This window comes from Flavobacterium bomense, from assembly GCF_003970355.1.
In genome coordinates this window covers 1-19,877 of the sequence record NZ_RYDJ01000018.1, presented here as the reverse complement: position 1 = coordinate 19,877, position 19,877 = coordinate 1, and the positions used below count along the sequence as shown (strand labels likewise).

The 19,877-nt window shown below is 35.3% G+C and carries 17 protein-coding genes and 2 pseudogenes; 11 read left to right on the top strand and 8 right to left on the bottom strand.

Annotation, left to right across the window (positions count from 1 at the left end; all coding sequences use genetic code 11):
- Window positions 1–28 precede the first annotated feature (28 nt).
- Window positions 29–1,561 carry a cryptochrome/photolyase family protein gene (locus tag EKL98_RS13375; RefSeq protein WP_126562864.1) on the bottom strand — a complete coding sequence of 511 codons (1,533 nt, stop codon included), beginning with the start codon at window positions 1,559–1,561 and terminating at the stop codon, window positions 29–31.
- A gap of 2 nt (window positions 1,562–1,563) precedes the next feature.
- Window positions 1,564–2,205, bottom strand: a complete 642-nt coding sequence (locus EKL98_RS13370) for a flavin reductase family protein (protein ID WP_126453105.1) — start codon at window positions 2,203–2,205, stop codon at window positions 1,564–1,566.
- Between the two features lie 174 nt (window positions 2,206–2,379).
- Here EKL98_RS13370 and EKL98_RS13365 point away from each other — a divergent pair, with 174 nt between their 5' ends.
- Both EKL98_RS13365 and EKL98_RS13360 read left to right on the top strand, forming a co-directional pair.
- On the top strand, window positions 2,380–4,770 hold the full coding sequence (locus tag EKL98_RS13365) for a penicillin acylase family protein (RefSeq protein WP_126562863.1): 2,391 nt from the start codon (window positions 2,380–2,382) through the stop codon (window positions 4,768–4,770).
- A gap of 63 nt (window positions 4,771–4,833) precedes the next feature.
- Window positions 4,834–6,171: an FAD-dependent oxidoreductase gene (locus EKL98_RS13360; RefSeq protein ID WP_126457409.1), complete on the top strand. Its 1,338-nt coding sequence runs from the start codon at window positions 4,834–4,836 to the stop codon at window positions 6,169–6,171.
- Between the two features lie 32 nt (window positions 6,172–6,203).
- Here EKL98_RS13360 and EKL98_RS13355 read toward each other — a convergent pair whose 3' ends face one another.
- The 3 genes and pseudogenes from EKL98_RS13355 to EKL98_RS13350 form a co-directional block, all read right to left on the bottom strand.
- Window positions 6,204–7,463: an NAD(P)/FAD-dependent oxidoreductase gene (locus EKL98_RS13355; protein ID WP_126457408.1), complete on the bottom strand. Its 1,260-nt coding sequence runs from the start codon at window positions 7,461–7,463 to the stop codon at window positions 6,204–6,206.
- Between the two features lie 42 nt (window positions 7,464–7,505).
- A pseudogene (locus EKL98_RS18605) lies at window positions 7,506–7,673 on the bottom strand (cupin domain-containing protein); the annotation flags it as partial.
- Window positions 7,674–7,679: 6 nt separating this feature from the next.
- Window positions 7,680–7,960 (bottom strand): annotated as a pseudogene (locus EKL98_RS13350) (helicase HerA-like domain-containing protein); the annotation flags it as partial.
- A gap of 372 nt (window positions 7,961–8,332) precedes the next feature.
- Between EKL98_RS13350 and EKL98_RS13345 the strand changes: the two are divergent.
- From EKL98_RS13345 to EKL98_RS13310, 7 genes are all read left to right on the top strand, one after another.
- Window positions 8,333–9,151, top strand: a complete 819-nt coding sequence (locus EKL98_RS13345; RefSeq protein ID WP_126562862.1) for a MotA/TolQ/ExbB proton channel family protein — start codon at window positions 8,333–8,335, stop codon at window positions 9,149–9,151.
- Between the two features lie 89 nt (window positions 9,152–9,240).
- Window positions 9,241–9,840 (top strand): ExbD/TolR family protein, encoded by a 600-nt coding sequence (locus EKL98_RS13340; protein ID WP_233589439.1) that lies wholly within the window; start codon window positions 9,241–9,243, stop codon window positions 9,838–9,840.
- Window positions 9,841–9,859: 19 nt separating this feature from the next.
- Entirely contained in the window at window positions 9,860–10,408 is a 549-nt protein-coding gene (locus EKL98_RS13335; protein WP_126562860.1) for an ExbD/TolR family protein, read from the top strand.
- 38 nt (window positions 10,409–10,446) lie between these two features.
- A complete protein-coding gene (locus tag EKL98_RS13330) occupies window positions 10,447–11,244 on the top strand; it encodes an energy transducer TonB (RefSeq protein WP_126562859.1) in 798 nt (265 codons plus the stop codon).
- Between the two features lie 233 nt (window positions 11,245–11,477).
- Window positions 11,478–12,398, top strand: coding sequence for a PstS family phosphate ABC transporter substrate-binding protein (locus EKL98_RS13320; protein ID WP_126562857.1), 921 nt, complete (start codon window positions 11,478–11,480; stop codon window positions 12,396–12,398).
- Window positions 12,399–12,414: 16 nt separating this feature from the next.
- Complete coding sequence (locus tag EKL98_RS13315; protein WP_126459001.1) at window positions 12,415–14,091, top strand: tetratricopeptide repeat protein; 1,677 nt, start codon at window positions 12,415–12,417, stop codon at window positions 14,089–14,091.
- A gap of 210 nt (window positions 14,092–14,301) precedes the next feature.
- Window positions 14,302–14,934, top strand: coding sequence for a 7-carboxy-7-deazaguanine synthase QueE (locus EKL98_RS13310; protein WP_126562856.1), 633 nt, complete (start codon window positions 14,302–14,304; stop codon window positions 14,932–14,934).
- A 185-nt stretch (window positions 14,935–15,119) separates the two neighbouring features.
- Here EKL98_RS13310 and EKL98_RS13305 read toward each other — a convergent pair whose 3' ends face one another.
- Window positions 15,120–15,662 (bottom strand): YfiT family bacillithiol transferase, encoded by a 543-nt coding sequence (locus EKL98_RS13305; protein ID WP_126562855.1) that lies wholly within the window; start codon window positions 15,660–15,662, stop codon window positions 15,120–15,122.
- A 22-nt stretch (window positions 15,663–15,684) separates the two neighbouring features.
- Window positions 15,685–16,392: a class I SAM-dependent methyltransferase gene (locus EKL98_RS13300; RefSeq protein ID WP_126457402.1), complete on the bottom strand. Its 708-nt coding sequence runs from the start codon at window positions 16,390–16,392 to the stop codon at window positions 15,685–15,687.
- A gap of 74 nt (window positions 16,393–16,466) precedes the next feature.
- Between EKL98_RS13300 and EKL98_RS13295 the strand changes: the two genes are divergently transcribed.
- The gene (locus EKL98_RS13295; RefSeq protein WP_126555029.1) at window positions 16,467–16,961 is read left to right on the top strand and encodes a YkgJ family cysteine cluster protein; all 495 of its coding nucleotides are present in this window, start codon (window positions 16,467–16,469) and stop codon (window positions 16,959–16,961) included.
- 74 nt (window positions 16,962–17,035) lie between these two features.
- Here EKL98_RS13295 and EKL98_RS13290 read toward each other — a convergent pair whose 3' ends face one another.
- Window positions 17,036–18,271 (bottom strand): exo-beta-N-acetylmuramidase NamZ family protein, encoded by a 1,236-nt coding sequence (locus tag EKL98_RS13290; protein WP_126562854.1) that lies wholly within the window; start codon window positions 18,269–18,271, stop codon window positions 17,036–17,038.
- A 78-nt stretch (window positions 18,272–18,349) separates the two neighbouring features.
- On the opposite strand from EKL98_RS13290, the gene EKL98_RS13285 reads away from it, so the two are divergent.
- Window positions 18,350–19,585: an ABC transporter permease gene (locus tag EKL98_RS13285; protein ID WP_126457400.1), complete on the top strand. Its 1,236-nt coding sequence runs from the start codon at window positions 18,350–18,352 to the stop codon at window positions 19,583–19,585.
- The last annotated feature ends 292 nt before the right edge of the window (window positions 19,586–19,877 follow it).

Here is a 19,877-nt window from a genome sequence, read left to right as displayed (position 1 = left end):
CACCCCTTTTTATTTAGCGCTATCTAGTTTAATAGGAATCCATATTAGTTATAATTTCGTTCGCCTTAACTTTGATTTTATACATTTCTTCCGGATTCATTTTGTTCAATAAATTCATCATCATTGCCATGCGTTGGTTCCCTTTGAAATACTCTTTTTTCTCATCTAGGAAATTCCAATACAGCGTATTGAAGGGACAGGCTTTGTCGCCAAATTTCTCTTTGACATTGTAGTGGCATTTAGAGCAATTATTACTCATTTTGTTGATGTAACTTCCAGAGGAAACATAGGGTTTTGTGGCAATTATTCCGCCATCGGCATATTGTGACATCCCGCGTGTGTTGGGCATTTCAACCCATTCAATCGCATCAATATACACACCCAGATACCAAGCGTCTACTTCGTCAGGATGAATTTGTGTCAGTAGTGTAAAATTCCCAATAATCATAAGTCTCTGGATGTGGTGCGCGTAGGCTTCATCTAAACTTTGATTAATCGCGTGGCTCATGCAATTCATTTTGGTTTTACCTGTCCAGAAAAAATCAGGAAGCTTGTTTTTGTTTTGCAAGACATTCATTTTAGCATAATCAGGCATTTCTTTCCAGTATATTCCTCTTATATATTCGCGCCACCCTAAAATTTGACGCACAAATCCTTCTACTTGTGAGATAGTTATTTCTATTTCATTGTCATGATAAAAAGCAATCACGGTCTCGAGGACTTCCTTTGGAGAAAGCATTTTGCTATTCATGGCAAAAGACAAACGAGAATGGAAAAGGAATTTTTCATCGGTATGCATTGCATCTTCGTAATCACCGAAATGTTTTAACAGATTTTTACAGAAATAATCTAAAACCTCGAACGATTGCTCGCGCGAAGTAGGCCAACTGAAATTATCTAAATCGATGTTTCCAAAAGTGATGATCCCAGCTTCTTTAATTTGGGCAACAACTTTAGAAACATTGGTGTGAAAATTCTTTTCAGAAGGCACAGGAACTTCTCCTTTGTATTTTTTGCGATTATCGGCATCAAAATTCCATTGATTTCCCACAGGAGTTGACCCATTCATTAACAAATGATGTTTTTTACGCATGCTGCGATAAAAATTTTCCATCAGCAACAGCTTTTTACCCTCAAAAAAATCGGAAAGGTCATGACGCGTAGTGTAAAAATGCTCGGAGTCAAAAGCTTCTGATTCTATTTTTAGATTGGAACAAATTGTTTTTAGTTGTTGGTCCAATCGGTATTCATCAGGGAATTGATATTCAAATTTTTCGATTTTATATTTTTCGATACAGAAAGCAATAATTTTTTCTAGATCCTGAGGATTATCGCCATCAGTAATTTGAAAATATAAGGCTTGATGTCCTCGTGATTGTAGGGCTGTGTAAAAATTTCTCATCGCCATAAAAAAGGCCACCACTTTTTGGATGTGATGTTTTACATACGCTGATTCCTGACGCATTTCGGCCAGCACATAAATAGTGTTATGATCTTTCTCCACCAACCAGGAGTGTTTTAAATTGAGTTGATCTCCAAGGATTAATCGTAGTTTTTTCATTTTTATTTTTTGTAAAAGGAAACAGTAGAAACTTCTTTTCGGGCATATTCAAAACGGTCGATAAGTTTGGGTAAACAATAGCCATCAAGGCCGTTTAGCGCCACAACATTGCCTTTATCAATTTGTAACCACCCATCTTTATGTATTAATTTCTCCTCAAAAAATAAATTTTCGATAGCTGCAATTACATGAATTGTATTGTTTTCCTGGATGTAATATTCATTTAGATATTTGCAATGCAACTGCACAGGGCTTCCTTTTACAAAAGGAGTTTCAATGTTGGTCTTGTATTCTTCTTCCAGGCTTGTTTTATCAAATTCAGAAACGCCTAAATCATAATTTGCGGAGGTATGATGCGCATCGGCAATCATGTCAGCAGTGATGTGATTTACCGTAAAATAACCAGTCTCTTTTATATTTTTGTAGGTGTCTCTGGGAACGGTTGTGGGTCGCATAATGAATCCAATTATGGCAGGATTACTACCTAAATGTGTGATACTGCTAAAAATTGCTACGTTAGTGTTTCCGTCCAATGATTTTGTAGCAAGAAGATTCGCTGATTTATAACCCGTGCACGAATTGATTAAATTCAGTCTTTCAATTTTTTCCATTTTGGAAATAGCTTCTTGAGAAATATGTTTCATCTTTTTACTTTTGAACAAATATACTTTTTGTTTAATTAAAATGGAAATAAATCAAACAAAATAATAAATAAGGCTCAATTATTTATTTTGAATTAATTTTGAACAAACACATTATAAGTAAATTGTTCTAATTGACTTATAAATCTTATATATTTGTTGCCAATTTATGTAAAGATGCAAACACTTAAAAAGGTCCTTCTGGTTTTACTTTCTTTATTGTTTCTTTCAGCAATAGTTGTGCTGATTTATGGGTTTTATTTAAAGCCAACCTATGAAGGGGAACTAAAACTTAAAAATATTGGAAAGGAAACCACAGTTTATTTTGATGAATTTGGAGTGCCTCATATTTATGCGGCAAGTTCAAGGGACGCTATGGTTGTGTTGGGTTACGTACATGCGCAAGAACGATTGTGGCAAATGGAATTGATGCGGCGTATTGCTCCGGGACGATTGTCAGAAATTTTTGGACCAGTTGGATTGAAAAGTGATCTGTTTTTTGCCGGATTAGGAATCGAAGAAGCTTCCGCAAAAGCAATCGCAGCTTTAGATAAGAAAAGTTCCAGTTATCTATTGACAATGGACTATTTAGACGGGATAAACCAATATATGGCAGAGGGAACTACGCCAATAGAATTCAGTTTAGTTGGTGTCAAAAAAGAAAAGTTTACCATAAAAGACGTCTACAATATTTTTGGATACATGTCTTTTAGTTTTGCTATGGCCCATAAGTCAGATCCTTTGTTGACGGATATTCGGAACAAGTACGGAATGGACTATCTCAAGGATTTTGGCATTGACGGTTCATTTAATACCACAAAAATAAAAAATGCAAAACATAAGCCACAGGAATATGCTGCTATTTCAAAATCAGTAGCCTCACTTTTAGACCAATCCCCTATCCCACCCTTTATAGGAAGCAACAGCTGGGTTCTTTCTCCAAAGAAAACTAAAAAAGGAAAAGTGATTTTTGCCAATGACCCACATATTGGGTTTTCGCAACCCGCAACTTGGTATGAAGCGCACTTAGTAACTCCGGATTTTGAATTGTACGGTTGCTATTTAGCAGGTACTCCATTCCCATTATTGGGACATAACCGTAACTATGCGTACGGATTAACCATGTTTGAAAATGATGATATTGATTTGTACCAAGAAGAAAATAGTCCTGGAAATGCGACCTCTTACAAAACGCCAACGGGGTATAGGAATTATGAAATTCGCCGAAAAATTATAAAAATAAAAGATTCTACTGATGTGGTTTTGAATGTAAAAGTGAGTCGTCACGGGCCTATCATGAATGACTTAATTGTAGGGCTGGATAAGGACAAACCAGTGGCAATGTCTTGGATTTATACCCAACAACCCATACGAATTCTGGACGCAGTGTATAGGCTTTCGCACGCTGAAAGCAAGGAAGATTTTCTAAAAGGAGTGGCTCTGATAGCCGCACCGGGACTGAATGTTATGTATGGTGACTCCAAAGGAAATATTGCATGGTGGGCAACAGGAAAATTATACAAGCATAATGAAGGCGTGAATCCGAATTTTATTTTGGATGGGGCGAGCGGGAAAGACGATATCAAGGAATATTTGGATTTCTCCAAAAATCCTTCAGCGGTGAATCCAAAATGGAATTACGTGTATTCAGCCAATAATCAACCAGAGGCAATAGACGGATTTTTGTATCCGGGCTATTACCTTCCTGAAGACAGAGCCAAACGAATCACGCAATTATTGAATAAAAAAACAAAATGGAATAAGGCAACTGTGGGCAGCATGATTTTTGATAATACATCACCAGTTGCGCCTGACGTTGTAGCACGTTTAATTTCGAATCTGGATTACACTACGCTTTCAAATAATGAAAAAGAAGCCTTTGCTGTTTTGAAAAAATGGAAAGGTTCTAATAATCTGGATGATGTAGCACCCACAATCTATAATAAATGGATTTTTAATTATTTAAAAAATACTTTTGAGGACGAACTGGGAGCTGCTAATTTCAAGCAGTTTTTAGGCACGCATATCATGAAGCAAATGATCGCCAGACAACTTGAAAACAAAAACTCACTGTGGTGGGATAATATCAATACAAAAAACCATTCGGAAACAAGGCGAGAAATCGTGTCGCTATCGTTCAAGGAATCGATTGCTGCTTTAGAAAAACAATTGGGCAATTCCGTATCAGCTTGGACCTGGAACAAAGTACATACTCTGGAACATCAGCATCCGTTGGGTAAAATTGCAGCTTTAAGAACTATATTTAATGTTGGTCCATTTGAAGTTTCAGGTTCAACGGAAGTGATTAATAATTTGTTTTTTGATTATACCGAAACGGGTCAGTATCAAGTAAAAGGCGGGCCTTCAACACGAAGAATTATTGATTTCTCAGACATTGAAAATAGCTGGGCCATTTTGCCAACGGGACAATCCGGAAATCCATTCAGTGCACATTATAACGATCAGGCGGAATTGTATAATTCAGGAAAATTCAGAAGAATGAAACTGAACGAAAAGGAGATTGTTAGGACTTCTACAAAATTGGTGTTTATTCCCTATAAAAAATGATTGTTTTTTAAAGTTATTAAAACTTTAAATCAGTAATTTTGCCTAACTTTTTATAAAAAATTAATGCAAACTCCCCGAAAAATAGCAGTTGTAGGCTCTGGACTAGTCGGATCTTTACTAGCTATTTACCTTCGTAAAGCAGGTCATACTGTTCATATTTACGATAGAAGTCCAGATATCAGGAAGATACAATTTTCAGGACGTTCTATCAACTTAGCGATGTCTAATCGCGGCTGGAAAGCCTTAGATGGAGTTGGAGTAGGTGATGCTGTTCGAGCGATCGCAATCCCCATGAAAAAACGGGCAATTCATTTAGTGGATAAGCTTAATTTTCAAAATTATGGTCAGGAAGGCGAATCCATTGATTCAATTTCGAGAGGAATTTTAAACCGAAAAATGATCGATTTGGCGGAAGCCGCAGGAGCAGAGTTCTTTTTTGAGCACAAAATTTGGGATGTAACTCTAGAAAATGCCACGCTTCATATAGGCGAAACCGAAAGAGGTGCATGGGAAGATAAAAAATACGATATGGTTTTTGGCGCTGATGGTGCTTTTTCAAGAATTCGTCACCGCATGCAGCGCCAGAGTATGTTCGATTATTCGCAAGAATTTCTACCTATTGGATATAAAGAATTAAATATTCCGGCAAACGGGGATGGATCACATAAATTGGATAAAAATTCGTTTCATATCTGGCCACGAGGAGAATATATGTTGATTGCCTTGCCCAATTTAGACGGAAGCTTTACCTGTACTTTATTCATGCCCTTTGAAGGAGAAAATTCCTTTGATTCCTTAAAGGACAGGAAGTCAGTAGAAGCTTTTTTTGAAAAAAATTTACCGGATACGGTTGATGTTATTCCAAAATTAGCAGAAGATTTTTTCCGGAACCCAACCAGTACATTAGTAACCATGAAGTGTTTTCCTTGGACGTATGAGGATAAGGTTGCCTTGATTGGGGATGCGAGTCATGCCATTGTACCTTTTTACGGACAAGGAATGAATGCCGGTTTTGAAGATATTTCAGTGCTGTATGAAATGATTGAAAAGTACGGAGATGATTGGAAATCTATTTTTTCCGAATATCAAAAATCCCGTAAACAAAATGCCGATGCTATTGCAGAGCTTTCCTATCGAAATTTTTTAGAAATGAGCTCTAAGACTGCAGATGAAAACTTCCTTTTGCAAAAGAAAATTGAAAAATCATTTTCAGACAAGCACCCTGAAAAATGGATTCCGCTATACAGTCGTGTAACATTTAGTGATCGGCCTTATACAGAAGCGTTGGCTATAGGTGATTATCAAAATGCAATTATGGAAGAAATTTTAAAAATGGAAAATATCAAAGAAATCTGGGATTCAGAAGTAGTTGAAAAGACCATTTTAGAATTATTAAAATAAAAAAAGGACTCTATTCAGAGTCCTTTTTGGTGTTATTTATCTTTTGTTGCCGGTTTCAGTAGGACTCGTAAGGTGCTGTCATTATTGAAATAGCTGAACGTCCAATTGATAAAAATAGAAAGTTTGTTTTTGACGCTCAAAATCAACATAAGGTGGATAAACATCCAGGTAAACCAAGCCAATCTTCCTTGGAAACTAAATTTTGGTAAATCGACCACCGCTTTTCGTTTTCCTACTGTAGCCATAGAACCCTTATCATGATACTCGTATTCGATTTGAGGTTTGTTTTTTAGACTTAGTTTGAAGTTTGTGGCTAATACTTTTCCTTGTTCTATAGCAACACTGGCTACTTGCGGATGACCATTGGGATATTTAGGAGTAGCCATGAATGAAATATCACCAAGGGCATACACGTCTTCGAGATTTTCTATTTTATTAAATCGGTCAACAAGATAGCGATTTCCTCTGGTAATACTTTCTTTGGGAATGCCTTCCAGGGTGTTTCCTGTAATTCCTGCTGCCCAGATCACATTTCTGGATGCAATCGTGTCTCCGTTTTGCAGGCTTACGGTCTTACCGTTGTAATGGCTTACAATAGTATCCGTTTTTACAATGACACCTAGTTCCTCCAGATATTTACGAGACGTTTTTTGGGAATCTTCACTCATTGGGTTCAATACGTTCGGAGATCCTTCAAGAATATAAATGGTGAGTTTCGAAAAATCTTTATCCGGATAATCTTTTGGCAAAATATTTTTTTTCATTTCTGCCAAAGCTCCTGCAAGTTCTACTCCGGTAGGGCCTCCGCCAACAATCACAAAGTTCATTAGCGATTGTAGCTCTTCTGGTGAAGCAATTAAGGCATCTTCAAAAGTTTGTAGAATTTGGTTGCGAAGTTGGATCGCTTCCGGCACCGATTTCATGGGAAATGCAAATTTTTCTATTTCAGCATTTCCAAAATAATTAGTCGTGCATCCAAAGGCAATTATCAAATGGTCGTACTCAAAATCAGCAATAGAGGTTTGTACTATTTTGTGCTCTGGATCAATACGAAGCACATCAGCTATTCGAATGCGGACATTTTTCGAATGCTGAAATACTTTTCGTAACGGAAATGAGATACTGGCAGGTTCAAGCCTTGCTGTGGCTACCTGGTACATCAAGGGTTGAAATTGATGGTAGTTGTTTTTGTCAATCAGTAAAACATCAAAATCTGTATTTTCTAAATCTTGAGCCAAACGCAATCCAGCAAAGCCAGCGCCAACTATTATAATTTTTTTTTGAACTTTCATACTTTTTTTATGGAAAGTATAAAGATACAAATTATATAAGGGTTAGTCTGCTCTATTAACTTTTTCTAAAGAAAATGCAGGTTTGCAAATAGCTAAATATTCACAGACTTCATCAAAAGGATCGGAATAGTGCACACGGGTATTCTTCTCTATTTTTATGGACTGTCCTGCTGTAAGAACCACGGTCTCGCCTTCAATTATAAATGGTTTTTATTTCCCTTCTTTAGCAATACCACTAAAATCGCCTTTTATGTCGATCATTAAAACAGGAATCCCAAAAGAGGATAGTTGTTATGAAAGAACTTGGATCGTTTTGGTTTTCCCCGTTCCAGTAGCTCCGGCAATTAACCCATGACGGTTTAAGGTTTTTAAGGGAATTTTTATGGGTGCATTTGCTAGAGCTTCTCCGCCTAATAGTACTCCTCCAAAGTCATACTCTCTCCTTTTGAAAGGTACCCACGCGTTATGTCTTGTATAAAATCTTCTTTTCTGGTCATGATAAGTTTGAATTAAAAGGATTTGTAAGCTGCTATTAGTATCCTAAAATAGGAAATTATGGGGTATAATGCAGTTTTCCTGCTTTTTGCCTCTTAATAATAAAAATATATATTTTTGACTGCTTTTAAACGGTTATTGAAAATTTATGTTAATATTTCTTAAAAATGTATTTTTTTTTTTGTAAAACGGATGATTTCTTTGTAGATTTTGATATATATGCAATGAGTAAATTGCTAAATGTTTGTTTGAAATAAAATTAATGACAATAAAATTAAAAAAAGTTTTTTTATTTGAACTAAAAATATAAATTTGCTCCACTACAAGTTTATTATAACTAAAATAAATTATTTAAAACTATTAAAATTAAAAAAATGGCAAACGTTAAAAAAGAAAAAGCGGCAAACGGAGGAGGAATGATTTCAGGAATCATTATTGTGGCATGTGTATTTGTAGGATGGTTGATTTGGAATTTTATAATGGGTAATGGTGCTAATTTTGAAGGCGGCGTTAATACAGGTCATCCACTACCAGGTAATATGTTGGCAATGGTATACAAAGGAGGTCCTATTGTACCAGTATTATTAGGTTTGTTGTTAATGGTTGTTGTGTTCTCATTTGAACGTTATGCTGTAATATCAAAAGCGGCAGGTACAGGAAATCTTGATCTTTTTATGAAAAATGTACAAAACGATATTAAAAGTGGTAATATTGAAGCGGCTATCGCTGCATGTGACAAACAAAAAGGTTCTGTTGCAAATCCAATAAAATCAGCTTTATTGAAATATCAAGAAGTTAAAAGAGAAGGCTTTGATAGCGAAGCTGCTGCAGAAACTATTCACAAAGAAATTGAAGAGGTTACCTCATTAGAGATGCCAATGTTAGAGAAACACATGACTGTGCTTTCTACAATGGTTTCATTGGGTACACTTGCAGGTTTGTTAGGTACAGTAACAGGAATGATTAAAGCATTTAGTGCATTATCTGCTGCTGGTACACCGGATCAAGCTGCTCTTGCAAATGGTATTTCTGAAGCACTTATCAACACTGCAACAGGTATTTCTACTTCTGCTTTAGCAATTGTAGCTTACAACTTTTTTACTTCTAAAATTGATGATTTGACTTACTCTATTGATGAGGCAGGTAACACAATTGTTAATACTTACAGACACTACAGAAGTACACAAAAATAATTAATAATTTAATTTACAAGAAAATAGATAGTTGGAAAACGGAATCTATTTTCTTGTAAATATTAAAAAATATATTAATGGCTATAAAAATGAAAAAGAAAGCAGGGTCTACTGATATGACTGCAATGTGTGATGTCGCTTTCCTTTTGTTGTCGTTCTTTGTAATGACAGCTACAGCAAAGATACCGGAAGCATTGCCAGTAGATACGCCCGCTTCAGTTACTCAAACCAAGCTGCCAGATACTGATTTGGCTACAATAACTATCGGGAAAGGGAAAGTATTCTTTGACCTAAAAGGAAGAGAAGTTCGTATAAAAGCACTTGAATTAATGGGTCAAAAATACGGAGTTACCTTTACAGAGGAGGAAACTAAAACTTTTGCTTTAATGGAAGGTGTAGGAGTTCCAATTACAAATCTAAAGCAGTTGATTGGAATGAAAACCTCGGAACGCAATAAAGCGGGGCTGCAACCTGGGATCCCTAAAGATTCATTGGACAATCAGCTGAAAGATTGGATCTACAATTCTCGCATAGCAAATATTGACGTTAACGACAAAGAATTGCAAATTGCCATTAAAGGAGATGCAAAAGAAGAGTATCCTGCTATTAAACAAGTAATGGATATTTTACAGGATCAAAAAATCAATAACTTTAGTTTAGTTACTGGTCTAAGAGCAACAGAAAAATAATTAAAACACATACACTAAAATGGCTGAATTAAATACCGGCGACGGTGGAGGCAAAAAAGGTGGAAAAGTAAGAAGTAAAAAAGCAAATTCTAAAGTAGATTTAACTGCTATGGTGGATTTGGCATTCTTATTGATTACGTTCTTTATGCTTACCACGACCCTGTCTAAACCTCAATCTATGAGCTTGGGTTTGCCAGATAAGGAAGATGATAAAATCAAAGAAAAGCCTATTAAAGTTGACGAAAATCGTACGTTGACGGTGATGTTAGGTGATAATGACAAAATGGTTTATTATATGGGTTTATTGGCAACTCCAATTGCTGGTCCTAAAGATATATCTTATGGTAAAGAGGGTATTCGTAAAGAATTATTGAAAAGAAAAATATCAGTAGTTGAATACACGGGTAACAAAGACAAAGGGTTAATCGTAATTATTAAACCAAGTAAAAAGTCAAGCTACCGTAATTTAGTAGATATACTAGATGAGATGAATATTGTGGGAGTACCTTCAAATGCAATTGTAAATGATTTCTCTCCAGAGGAATTAAAATTGTTAGAAGATAAATAAGATTTTCTTACTACTCAATAACCTAATAATTAAGAAAAATGAAATTAGATATATTCACAAACCAATGGCTTGATATTGTATTCGAGGGACGTAATAAGGCGTATGGCGCTTACGAACTGAGAAAATCAAATAACAAGACTGCAGTTAGAGCGCTTATTTTTGGTGCAATTGTTTTTGCGCTAGCAGTCAGTATGCCGCTTATTTTAAATTTACTACCTGATTCTACCGAAGCAGATGAAACTTTAGATAATAAAATTGTTACAATTAAATTGCCCCCTAAAAAGGAAGAGATAAAGAAGAATATCCCACCACCTCCACCGCCACCTCCAAAAGTGGATCAAGTGAAGTTTGTAAAACCAGTCGTGGCTAAAGCGGAGGAAGTTACAGAGGAACCACCTAAAACTGTCGAAATAAAAGATAAAAAATTAGGTGCAGTTACTATCAAAGGAGATCCAGATGCAGTATTGACTGTAGAGCCAGTAGGCACTGGAACTGCTGCAGTAGTAGAAGAAGTAGATAACCAAATTTACAACACTGCCGGGATTGAGGTTAAACCTGATTTTCCAGGTGGGATAGAGAAATTTTACAAGTATGTGGGTAATAATTATCAAACTCCTGAAGAAGACGGGTTGAATGGTAAAGTATATGTTACTTTCGTAGTAGAGAAAGATGGTTCTTTAACCGATATTAAAGTAATTAGAGATATTGGTTATGGTACAGGGAAAGAGGCGATTCGTGTTTTGAAAAAGTCTCCTAGATGGAGTCCGGGTGAACAAAACGGTAAAAAAGTCAGAGTGCTGTATTCTTTACCAATTACAATTCAAACGGCAAATTAATGTTAAAGAGCATACGTATTAATATTCAGAAGAAATCGCTCAAAGAGCGATTTCTTCTCGTTTTAGGAATTTTGTTTTTTCTGGTATATCTGGTATTAGGTTTATTCATTATCTTCATGAAGAATTTTCCTTTAGATATGTCTCCAGCTTATAGAATCGCATTCGGAATCTTACTTATAGCTTATGCTTCATTTAGATTCTTCCGAATTATTAATGATAATAATAATTAGTTTATGAAAAAATTTGTTAAACTTCCATATTTTATTTTTTTCTTAGTGCTAGTGTTAGGTTACTCTTGTAATCAATCCAATACGTCAAAGGAAGAGGAGACTATTTTGAAAGGTACTGCAACGATCTTTGTTGATGAAACGTTGTCTCCTATAATAGAAGATCAGGTAGCAGTATTTGAGAATAATTATGAGGCTAAGATAAAGCTTGTTTCAAAATCGGAGTCTGAAGTCCTAAACTCTTTATTTAATGAAAAAGGAGCTATAGCGATTTTGTCTAGAAATTTGACAGCGGAGGAATTGAAAATTTTTAAATCCAGAAAAATTAACCCTAAAATAACGCCATTTGCTACAGATGCCATTGCGTTTATTGCTAATAAGAATATGCAAGACTCGATAATCTCTCTTGAAGAGGTCGTAAGTTTTATGCAAGGAAAGTCTACTCCATCAATTAAAGGATTGGTTTTTGACAATTTGAATTCAAGTACGGTGCGCTATATGAAATCTCTGGCAGAGATTGAGAGTATTCCTAAAAGTGGGGTTTTCTCCTTTAAAACGAATGATGAAGTGATAAAATATGTTTCAGAAAATTCAGATATGATTGGTGTTGTTGGTGTCAATTGGCTATCTCAGCCACAGCCAGCGATGCAAAAGTATGTTGATAATGTGAATGCTTTAAGAGTAACGGGTCTCGCAGGGAATGAATCCTACTTGCCATCGCAAAATAATATAGCAGAAAAAAAATACCCTTTGGCACGTGATTTGTATATAATTAATTGTCAAGGTTATTCTGGCCTAGGAATGGGGTTCGCTTCATTCGTTGGTGGAGATGTAGGACAAAGAATAATTTTAAAATCCGGGTTGTTACCTATACGTATTCCTGCGAGGAAATTTACAATAACTAAAAGCCAAAATGATAAAAATTAAATTAACTACAATGAAAATGAATAAATTAAAAACGTTTAGTGTTGCATTATTAGCATCGGCATTTGCAAGTCAAGCGCAAGATATTGATCAAGCAAAAAAAGCGATCGATGCAGAACAGTTCGAAAGTGCGAAGGCAATTTTAAAATCAATTATTAAGGAGAATCCATCTAATGGAGCTGCTTTTTTTACTTTAGGGAATGTATATCTTACTCAAAATGTAGAAGATTCCGCCAAAATTTATTTCCAAAAAGGATTAACAGCTTCTGATGAAGCTAATTTGAATTACATTGGCTTAGGTCAAATGGATTTAGATAACAATGATGTTGCGGCAGCTCAAGCAAAATTTGTATTGGCCACCAAAGACATGAAAAGAAAGGATTTTGCAGAGTACGTTTACCAAGCAAGAGCCTATATGAATGCTGAAAAGCCCGATTATAAAAATGCAATCGCTATTTTGAATCGCGCTGCCATAAAAAATGCAGATGATGCACAGTTACAGCTTGCCCTTGGTGATGCTTACTATGGTGATAGCAAACAAAATGAAGCTTATGTAGCTTATAGAAGTGCTTTTCAAGCAGATAATTCTTTGCTAAGAGCAAAAATGCAACTGGGTGTTTTGCTTAAAGGAGCAAAATCGTATGACGAAGCTTTAAAAGCTTATGAAGAGGTTATTGCTATTAATCCTAACTATGGACCAGTGTATAGAGAATTAGCGGAGACTTATTATAAAATTGCACGTAATAAACCTTCTCAAGCGGCTGTGAATTATAAAAAAGCAATTGGCTATTACGATAAATATATGGCTTTAACCGATTACTCGATTAACTCTAGAATGCGTCGAGCTGATTTTCTAATCTTGATAGAGGATTATGTTGCACTGGAAGCGGAAGCTAACAAAATGATCGAATTGGACAAAGTTAATCCAAGAATCTATCGTTATTTAGGATATGCGGCTTATGAAAATGGAAATGTTGATTTAGCATTGAAATCATTGGAAAGTTTTATCGCTTCCCCAACTAATAAAGTAATCGCTAAAGATTATTTGTATTTAGGTTTGACTAAAATAAAAAAAGGGACTAGCGAAGATGGATTAGCTATAGACTCCGTTGCTTTTGATTCAGGAATGAAAGGTCTTAAAAAAGCAATCGAAATGGAGCCATTAGCGGTTCAAGATTTGAGTGATATTGGTAAAAAATTATTTTCTCAAAAACTATACAAAGAATCTGCAGCTGTATTTGAATCTGGAGCCAGTTCTCCTGAGTCTACTAATTATCTGGATGACAACGTCTATTTTGGTCTAGCGAATTACTATGCCAATATTAACAAAAAGGAAGGCGAAAAAGTAGATGCAATTGCTTTATCAAAAGCAGATGCTGCTTTTGATAAAGTATTAGTTGCTTCTCCTACTTATTTAGAAGCATACTTGTATAAAGCAAGAACCAATAGATTACTTGAAAAAGATGACTTGATGGTGAAAAATTATGAAGATTATCTTTTAAAAACAATGGAATTAGGTGCTGAGGAAATAGCAAAACCTGCAGTAAAAACTAAGTTTATTGAATGTTACAATAATATGGCAGCCAGTTTTGCTAATACAGACAAGCCTAAAGCTATTGAATATTTTAAAAAAACATTAGCATTAGACCCTGCTAATAATTATGCGACAGAGTCAATAAAAATTTTGAAACAATAAGAATTTGTCTCAATATCAAAAACCGATAGTCTTTGGCTATCGGTTTTTTTGTGCTCCTATTTTAGGATCGTTGTATTCAGAGTTGGATTAATTATTTCAAAACGGTTTAATACACGCCTTTTTTGGCTTATTGAAAGTTTATCATTTTAGTCTGTGTTTGCAAATGGACTCCTTTTCTAATTAACTATCTTTGCACTTTAAAATTAAAGAATGTTATCAAAAGAAATACAGTTAGAAGTTAATAAAGGTGCAATGCTTCCTTTAATGGAAGAATTTTACACCATTCAAGGGGAAGGATACCATACCGGAACAGCTGCGTACTTTATTAGAATTGGCGGATGTGATGTAGGTTGTCATTGGTGTGATGTTAAAGAAAGCTGGAATGCGGAGCTACACCCGCCAACTAGTATTGATCAAATTGTTGCCAATGCAAGTAAATATTCAGAAACTGTTGTGGTTACTGGTGGTGAACCATTGATGTGGGACATGAGCTTGCTAACACAAAAGCTAAAAGATAGTGATAGAAAAGTGCACATAGAAACTTCTGGGGCTTATCCGCTTACAGGAACTTGGGATTGGATTTGTTTGTCGCCAAAGAAAAACAAATTACCAACTCAAACGGTGTATGATAACGCACAGGAATTAAAAGTGATTATTTACAATAAACATGATTTTATTTTTGCCGAAGAGCAAGCTGATAAGGTAAATGAGAATGCTATTTTATTTCTTCAACCGGAATGGAGTAAAAAAGAAGAAATGACTCCGTTAATTGTTGATTATGTAATGAACAACCCAAAATGGCGTGTCTCGTTGCAAACACATAAATATTTGAATATTCCTTAATACTTAAAAACCTCATATAGCAAGTGCTGTTTGGGGTTTTGAATTAAAACAGATACTGATTAATTTTCGGAAGGCTTACTTCTTGTTAGCAGATTCCCTAGCCCAGATAGTAGCGACATCCTTTTTTTCTCATTTTTTTAATGAGAAAAAAAGATATAGCGAATAGCTGGAAATAGCTCCTTATACTACCAGCCTTTTTCTTTTTTCAATTCGGTAATATGCGCTAAGTGGTGGTTTCCATGCCAAGCATAGGTTCCAATTATTTCCTTCAATTGAATAACGGTATTATGTTCGGGATGTATAAAAGATTTTTCAAGATCTGCTTCAGAAAGACTGTTCATTATATATGCCAAACGAAAATGCAATCCGTCAAGAAATGAAAGTGTGGGTTGAATGGGCATCGTTAAATTATCATGTAATTCTGCCCAACAATCTTCGTGATACGCTTTTATTAGCGGTTTATTTTCAGTTAATGTCCATTTAATTCTAACGAAACAATTCATGTGACTATCGGCGCAATGGTGAATGACTTGACGAATCGTCCAGCCATCCTGACGGTATGGTGTCTCGAGTTGTTCCTCTGTCAAATGAATGACTTCGTTTTTCAATCGTTCTGGAAAACTTGCGATTTCTTTTATTTTATTATGGAGATATTCACTTGAATAGATCTCGGGTCTGATAAATTTCCCAATAGGATAACGTAATTTTTCCACCGCTAAATTTCTCATACTAAGTAGTTTTATGTGTTTTCTAAATGGAAAGTTTTGCTAAATAATCAAAATGTTCGCCTTCAAGAATCAACTCGCATTTTAGTCCATTATCTAAAGCTGCATTTTGCAAAGTGTTGTAATCAATGAACATCCAGTCAAATGGTTTTTCTTTCTCGCCTTTGTAGGAGATATTAAAAACGATTTCTCCATAATATTCCTTTTGGGAAGGAATCCACTTTCCGCCATCTTCATCGTCATCAAACATATAAATTATATCAGAACTGTCTAATAGAATTTGTCCGCCGGGATTCAATAATGATTTTAGTTTTAAAAGGAAATTCGGGATGTTTTTAAGTTTACCGCACATTCCCGCACCATTCATCAATAGGAGTATGGTGTCGTACTTTTCATTTTCTAATGTCAGTACATCTTGAACTTTTGCTTTTTTCAATCCACGCAAGGTACATGCCTGGATAGCATTTGCTGAAATATCAATAGAGGTTACGTCTAGATTGCGTTCGTTTTGCAAAGATAAACTATGGCTTCCTGCGCCACAGCCAACATCCAGGATTTTACCTTTGGCAAGTTGTAACGCTTTTTGTTCCATTTGGGGCATTTCATCATAAGAACGAAACAAGTAGGCAACGCTCATTTCATCTTCTTCAGATATTGTAGTTTCCGTAATTAAATCTTCGGGTGAATTATTGGTTTGAAAATCAAGTATGGCTTTGCCAAAAAGGTCTTTCATCTTTTTTTGTTTAAAGTTTAAGGTTAAAGGATTCAAGTTTGTTACTTTTGTGGTTCCAACTTTAAACTTTAAATTTGAAACATATTTTAAACAATCTCCCTAAGGAAGCCAAAGATAAGCATATCGAAAACAAAAAGTATTTTGATAAGCTGAAAAAAAAGACACCAAAGAATTTGGATTACGTGATGCAAGATTTGCATGATGCTGAATTCAAGAAAACGGATTGTTTAAAGTGTGCTAATTGTTGTAAAACTACGGGACCATTATTTACGGATGCCGACATTGAGCGTGTTTCAAAATACCTACGCCAAAAGCCACAACAGTTTATCCAGCAATACCTTCAAATCGATGAAGACCGAGATTATGTTTTGCAAAGTGTACCCTGTACTTTTCTCGATGATGAAAATGCGTGCATGATATATGACGTACGTCCAAAAGCGTGTAGAGAATTCCCGCATACGGATCGAAAAAAATTCCAACAAATTACAGACTTAACCCTGAAAAACGTAGCGATATGCCCGGCAGCGTTTAATATTGTAGAGGAAATGAAAAAGAAAATGCCGCTTTAAAAATTTTCTATTTTGTCTCCCTCTGCTTTGTAGAGTCCCGTCCCGAAACTTCGGGATCGGAAGGGGGGTGAGAATTAGTATATCAAATATTTCATTCTCATTGCTTTAAACTCAATAAGTCCTTTCTGCCAGCTTTTTCTGATTTCATTTTCGGAAATTCCATTTTCTATTTGCTGTTGCAGTTTTTTAGTTCCTGCAAGTTTGGTAAAAAAAGGATTGAAGAATTTCGATTTTTCCGTTGTGCTTTGATAGGCTTGAATCAACCATTTTAATTCTAGTTTACTGACCTTTGTATGTGTTGATAAATCTTCCCCATAACATTTCACGCCATTGTAAACTGGATTTTGTGCGCCAAAATTTGGTTTGGGTATAAAACTAAAATCACTTTTTGGTAGATACGGAGAACCATAAATCTGAAATTGTTTTTCAGTTCCACGACCCACACTTACATTTGTGCCTTCAAACAGACACAAACTTGCATAAAGATTCACGGCTTGATCATTTGGAAGATTCGGTGAAGGTTTTACAGGTAAACTATAATTCATTTTTCGGTTGTAATTAATACACGGAATAACGGTCAATTTGCATTGAATGCCATTTTTCAGCCATTTCTCTCCATTAATCATTTTAGCATACTCGCCAATTGTCATTCCATGAAACAAAGGAATTGGATGCATGCCTACAAAACTGGTAAATTCTGGCTCAAGAATTGGACCGTCGACTATACTTCCATTCGGATTTGGTCTGTCAAGAACTAAAAGCGGAATGTTGTTTTCAGCGCAAGCTTCCATGATGTAATGTAACGAGGAGATGTAAGTATAAAACCGTGCGCCTACATCTTGCAAGTCGAAAATCATGATATCGATTCCAGCGAGGTGTTCTTGTTTTGGTTTTTTATTATCACCGTATAGAGAAATAATTGGCAGCCCGGTTTTAGAATCTTTTCCATCAACCACATGTTCTCCCGCATCAGCAGTGCCACGAAAACCATGTTCTGGAGCAAAAATAGTTTGCACATTGATATTTTTGGAAAGTAAAAAATCAACAAAATGGGTTTTGTCAGATAGAATTCCCGTTTGGTTGGTTACAATTCCTGTTGTTTTATTTTCTAACAGAGAAATATATTTTTCGTAATTATCGGCTCCCGTTTTAAATATTGGTATTTGATGTGGTCTAAAAAATGGTTGGAAATGGATTTTTGGCAAGCTATCCGTACTGCTGCTATACTGATTGTTTTTTGTAGAACTTCCACAAGAGGATTGTACAACTAATGTCAATAATAAGAGGTAAGTATAGCTAAAATATTTCATAGTACTATTTTTGATCTGTTTAAATCTGTTTAATCTGTGGCAAAAAACTTTATGTATCTTTGTTGCAAACTATAAATTTTGAATTTAGAATATTTCATAGCCAAAAGACTCATAACTGCTAAAGATTATAAAAGTAGCATATCTGCTCCAATTATAAAAATTGCTATTTCAGCAATTGCAATTGGTATGATTATGATGATTATTTCGGTAGCGACAGGAATTGGACTGCAACAAAAAATCCGAGAGAAGGTTGCGGCTTTCAACGGACACATCGTTATTTCCAATTATGACAACAATCAATCCGAAGTCACGGTAGTTCCAATTTCTAAAAAACAAGATTTTTATCCAAAATTTACTGCTGTTCCTGAAGTGGAGCATATTCAAGCCATTGCCAGTAAAGCAGGAATTATTAGAACCGAAACCGCTTTCGAAGGAATTATTTTCAAGGGAGTGGGCAATGATTACAAATGGGATAATATAAAAGAGTATCTGGTTTCAGGCAAATTACCTGATTATTCAAAAAATGTGAATCAAGAAGTGTTATTGTCTCAATTCCTTGCCAATAGGTTGAATTTGAAAGTAGGAGATCTGTTCAATACATTCTTCATCAAAGAAAATCAAAATCAGTTGCCCAATATTCGGAGATTTAAAATTACAGGAATCTTCAATTCCGGTTTTCAGGAATTCGATGCAACCTATATAATAGGAGATATTCGTCACATGCAGCGTATCAATAAATGGACTCCAGATCAAATTGGTGCTTTCGAAGTTTTTGTTGACGATTTTAATACTATCGAAGCTACCGGAGAACAAGTCTATGCACAAACAGCTTCTACATTAGATAGTAAAACCATACTAGAAAAATACAGCTATATATTTGAATGGCTTCAGCTATTCGATTTTAATATCATCGTTATATTAGTTGTCATGATTCTTGTGGCCACAATCAACATGGTGGTTGCACTATTAGTATTAATTCTCGAACGAACCCAAATGATAGGAATCCTAAAAGCGTTGGGAGCCAATAATTGGTCCGTCCGGAAAATATTTCTATATAATGCCTTCTATCTTATCGTAAGAGGGCTTTTCTGGGGAAACTTAATCGGAATAGCACTATTGTTACTCCAGCAACAATTTGGCGTGATCCAGTTGAATCCAGAAAACTATTATGTAAACCAAGCACCAGTTTATTTAAATTGGGGATATATCCTAGTGCTAAACCTACTTACTGTGACCGTTTGTTTTTTTGTATTATTAATTCCGTCCTATATAATAACTAAAATTTCTCCAGTCAAAGCCATACGTTTCGATTAGATTATCATTAGTGCGTTCCCATTTATAAAAAAGAGAGGCTATTATCAATATCGATAGTAGCCTCTCTTTTTTATAAACGGTCGGGCTATCCGCTACAAGTCCTCATAAAGTTGTGTTTCACTCCACTTTCTTGCGGGCTTTCCACTACTATCCCTAACGCGAAGATAATAAAACCAGAATATTTAGTTGTTTCTCATGACACCTTATATATAGGATCACTAGTGTCCACTAAAAAATAAAACAAGTTCTTTGAAATTATTGTAAATCTGTATTTTAAGAGTCATTTTTGAGC

Bases quoted from the DNA above. Each gene is read 5' to 3' on its own strand.
- EKL98_RS13300 (WP_126457402.1), bottom strand. From the start codon at position 16,392: ATGAAAGACCTTTTTGGCAAAGCCATACTTGATTTTCAAACCAATAAT.
- EKL98_RS13305 (WP_126562855.1), bottom strand. From the start codon at position 15,662: ATGAGAAATTTAGCGGTGGAAAAATTACGTTATCCTATTGGGAAATTT.
- EKL98_RS13355 (WP_126457408.1), bottom strand. From the start codon at position 7,463: ATGAAAGTTCAAAAAAAAATTATAATAGTTGGCGCTGGCTTTGCTGGA.
- EKL98_RS13330 (WP_126562859.1), top strand. From the start codon at position 10,447: ATGAAATTAGATATATTCACAAACCAATGGCTTGATATTGTATTCGAG.
- EKL98_RS13360 (WP_126457409.1), top strand. From the start codon at position 4,834: ATGCAAACTCCCCGAAAAATAGCAGTTGTAGGCTCTGGACTAGTCGGA.
- EKL98_RS13340 (WP_233589439.1), top strand. From the start codon at position 9,241: ATGAAAAAGAAAGCAGGGTCTACTGATATGACTGCAATGTGTGATGTC.
- EKL98_RS13335 (WP_126562860.1), top strand. From the start codon at position 9,860: ATGGCTGAATTAAATACCGGCGACGGTGGAGGCAAAAAAGGTGGAAAA.
- EKL98_RS13310 (WP_126562856.1), top strand. From the start codon at position 14,302: ATGTTATCAAAAGAAATACAGTTAGAAGTTAATAAAGGTGCAATGCTT.
- EKL98_RS13370 (WP_126453105.1), bottom strand. From the start codon at position 2,205: ATGAAACATATTTCTCAAGAAGCTATTTCCAAAATGGAAAAAATTGAA.
- EKL98_RS13345 (WP_126562862.1), top strand. From the start codon at position 8,333: ATGGCAAACGTTAAAAAAGAAAAAGCGGCAAACGGAGGAGGAATGATT.
- EKL98_RS13375 (WP_126562864.1), bottom strand. From the start codon at position 1,561: ATGAAAAAACTACGATTAATCCTTGGAGATCAACTCAATTTAAAACAC.
- EKL98_RS13315 (WP_126459001.1), top strand. From the start codon at position 12,415: ATGAATAAATTAAAAACGTTTAGTGTTGCATTATTAGCATCGGCATTT.
- EKL98_RS13290 (WP_126562854.1), bottom strand. From the start codon at position 18,271: ATGAAATATTTTAGCTATACTTACCTCTTATTATTGACATTAGTTGTA.
- EKL98_RS13365 (WP_126562863.1), top strand. From the start codon at position 2,380: ATGCAAACACTTAAAAAGGTCCTTCTGGTTTTACTTTCTTTATTGTTT.
- EKL98_RS13320 (WP_126562857.1), top strand. From the start codon at position 11,478: ATGAAAAAATTTGTTAAACTTCCATATTTTATTTTTTTCTTAGTGCTA.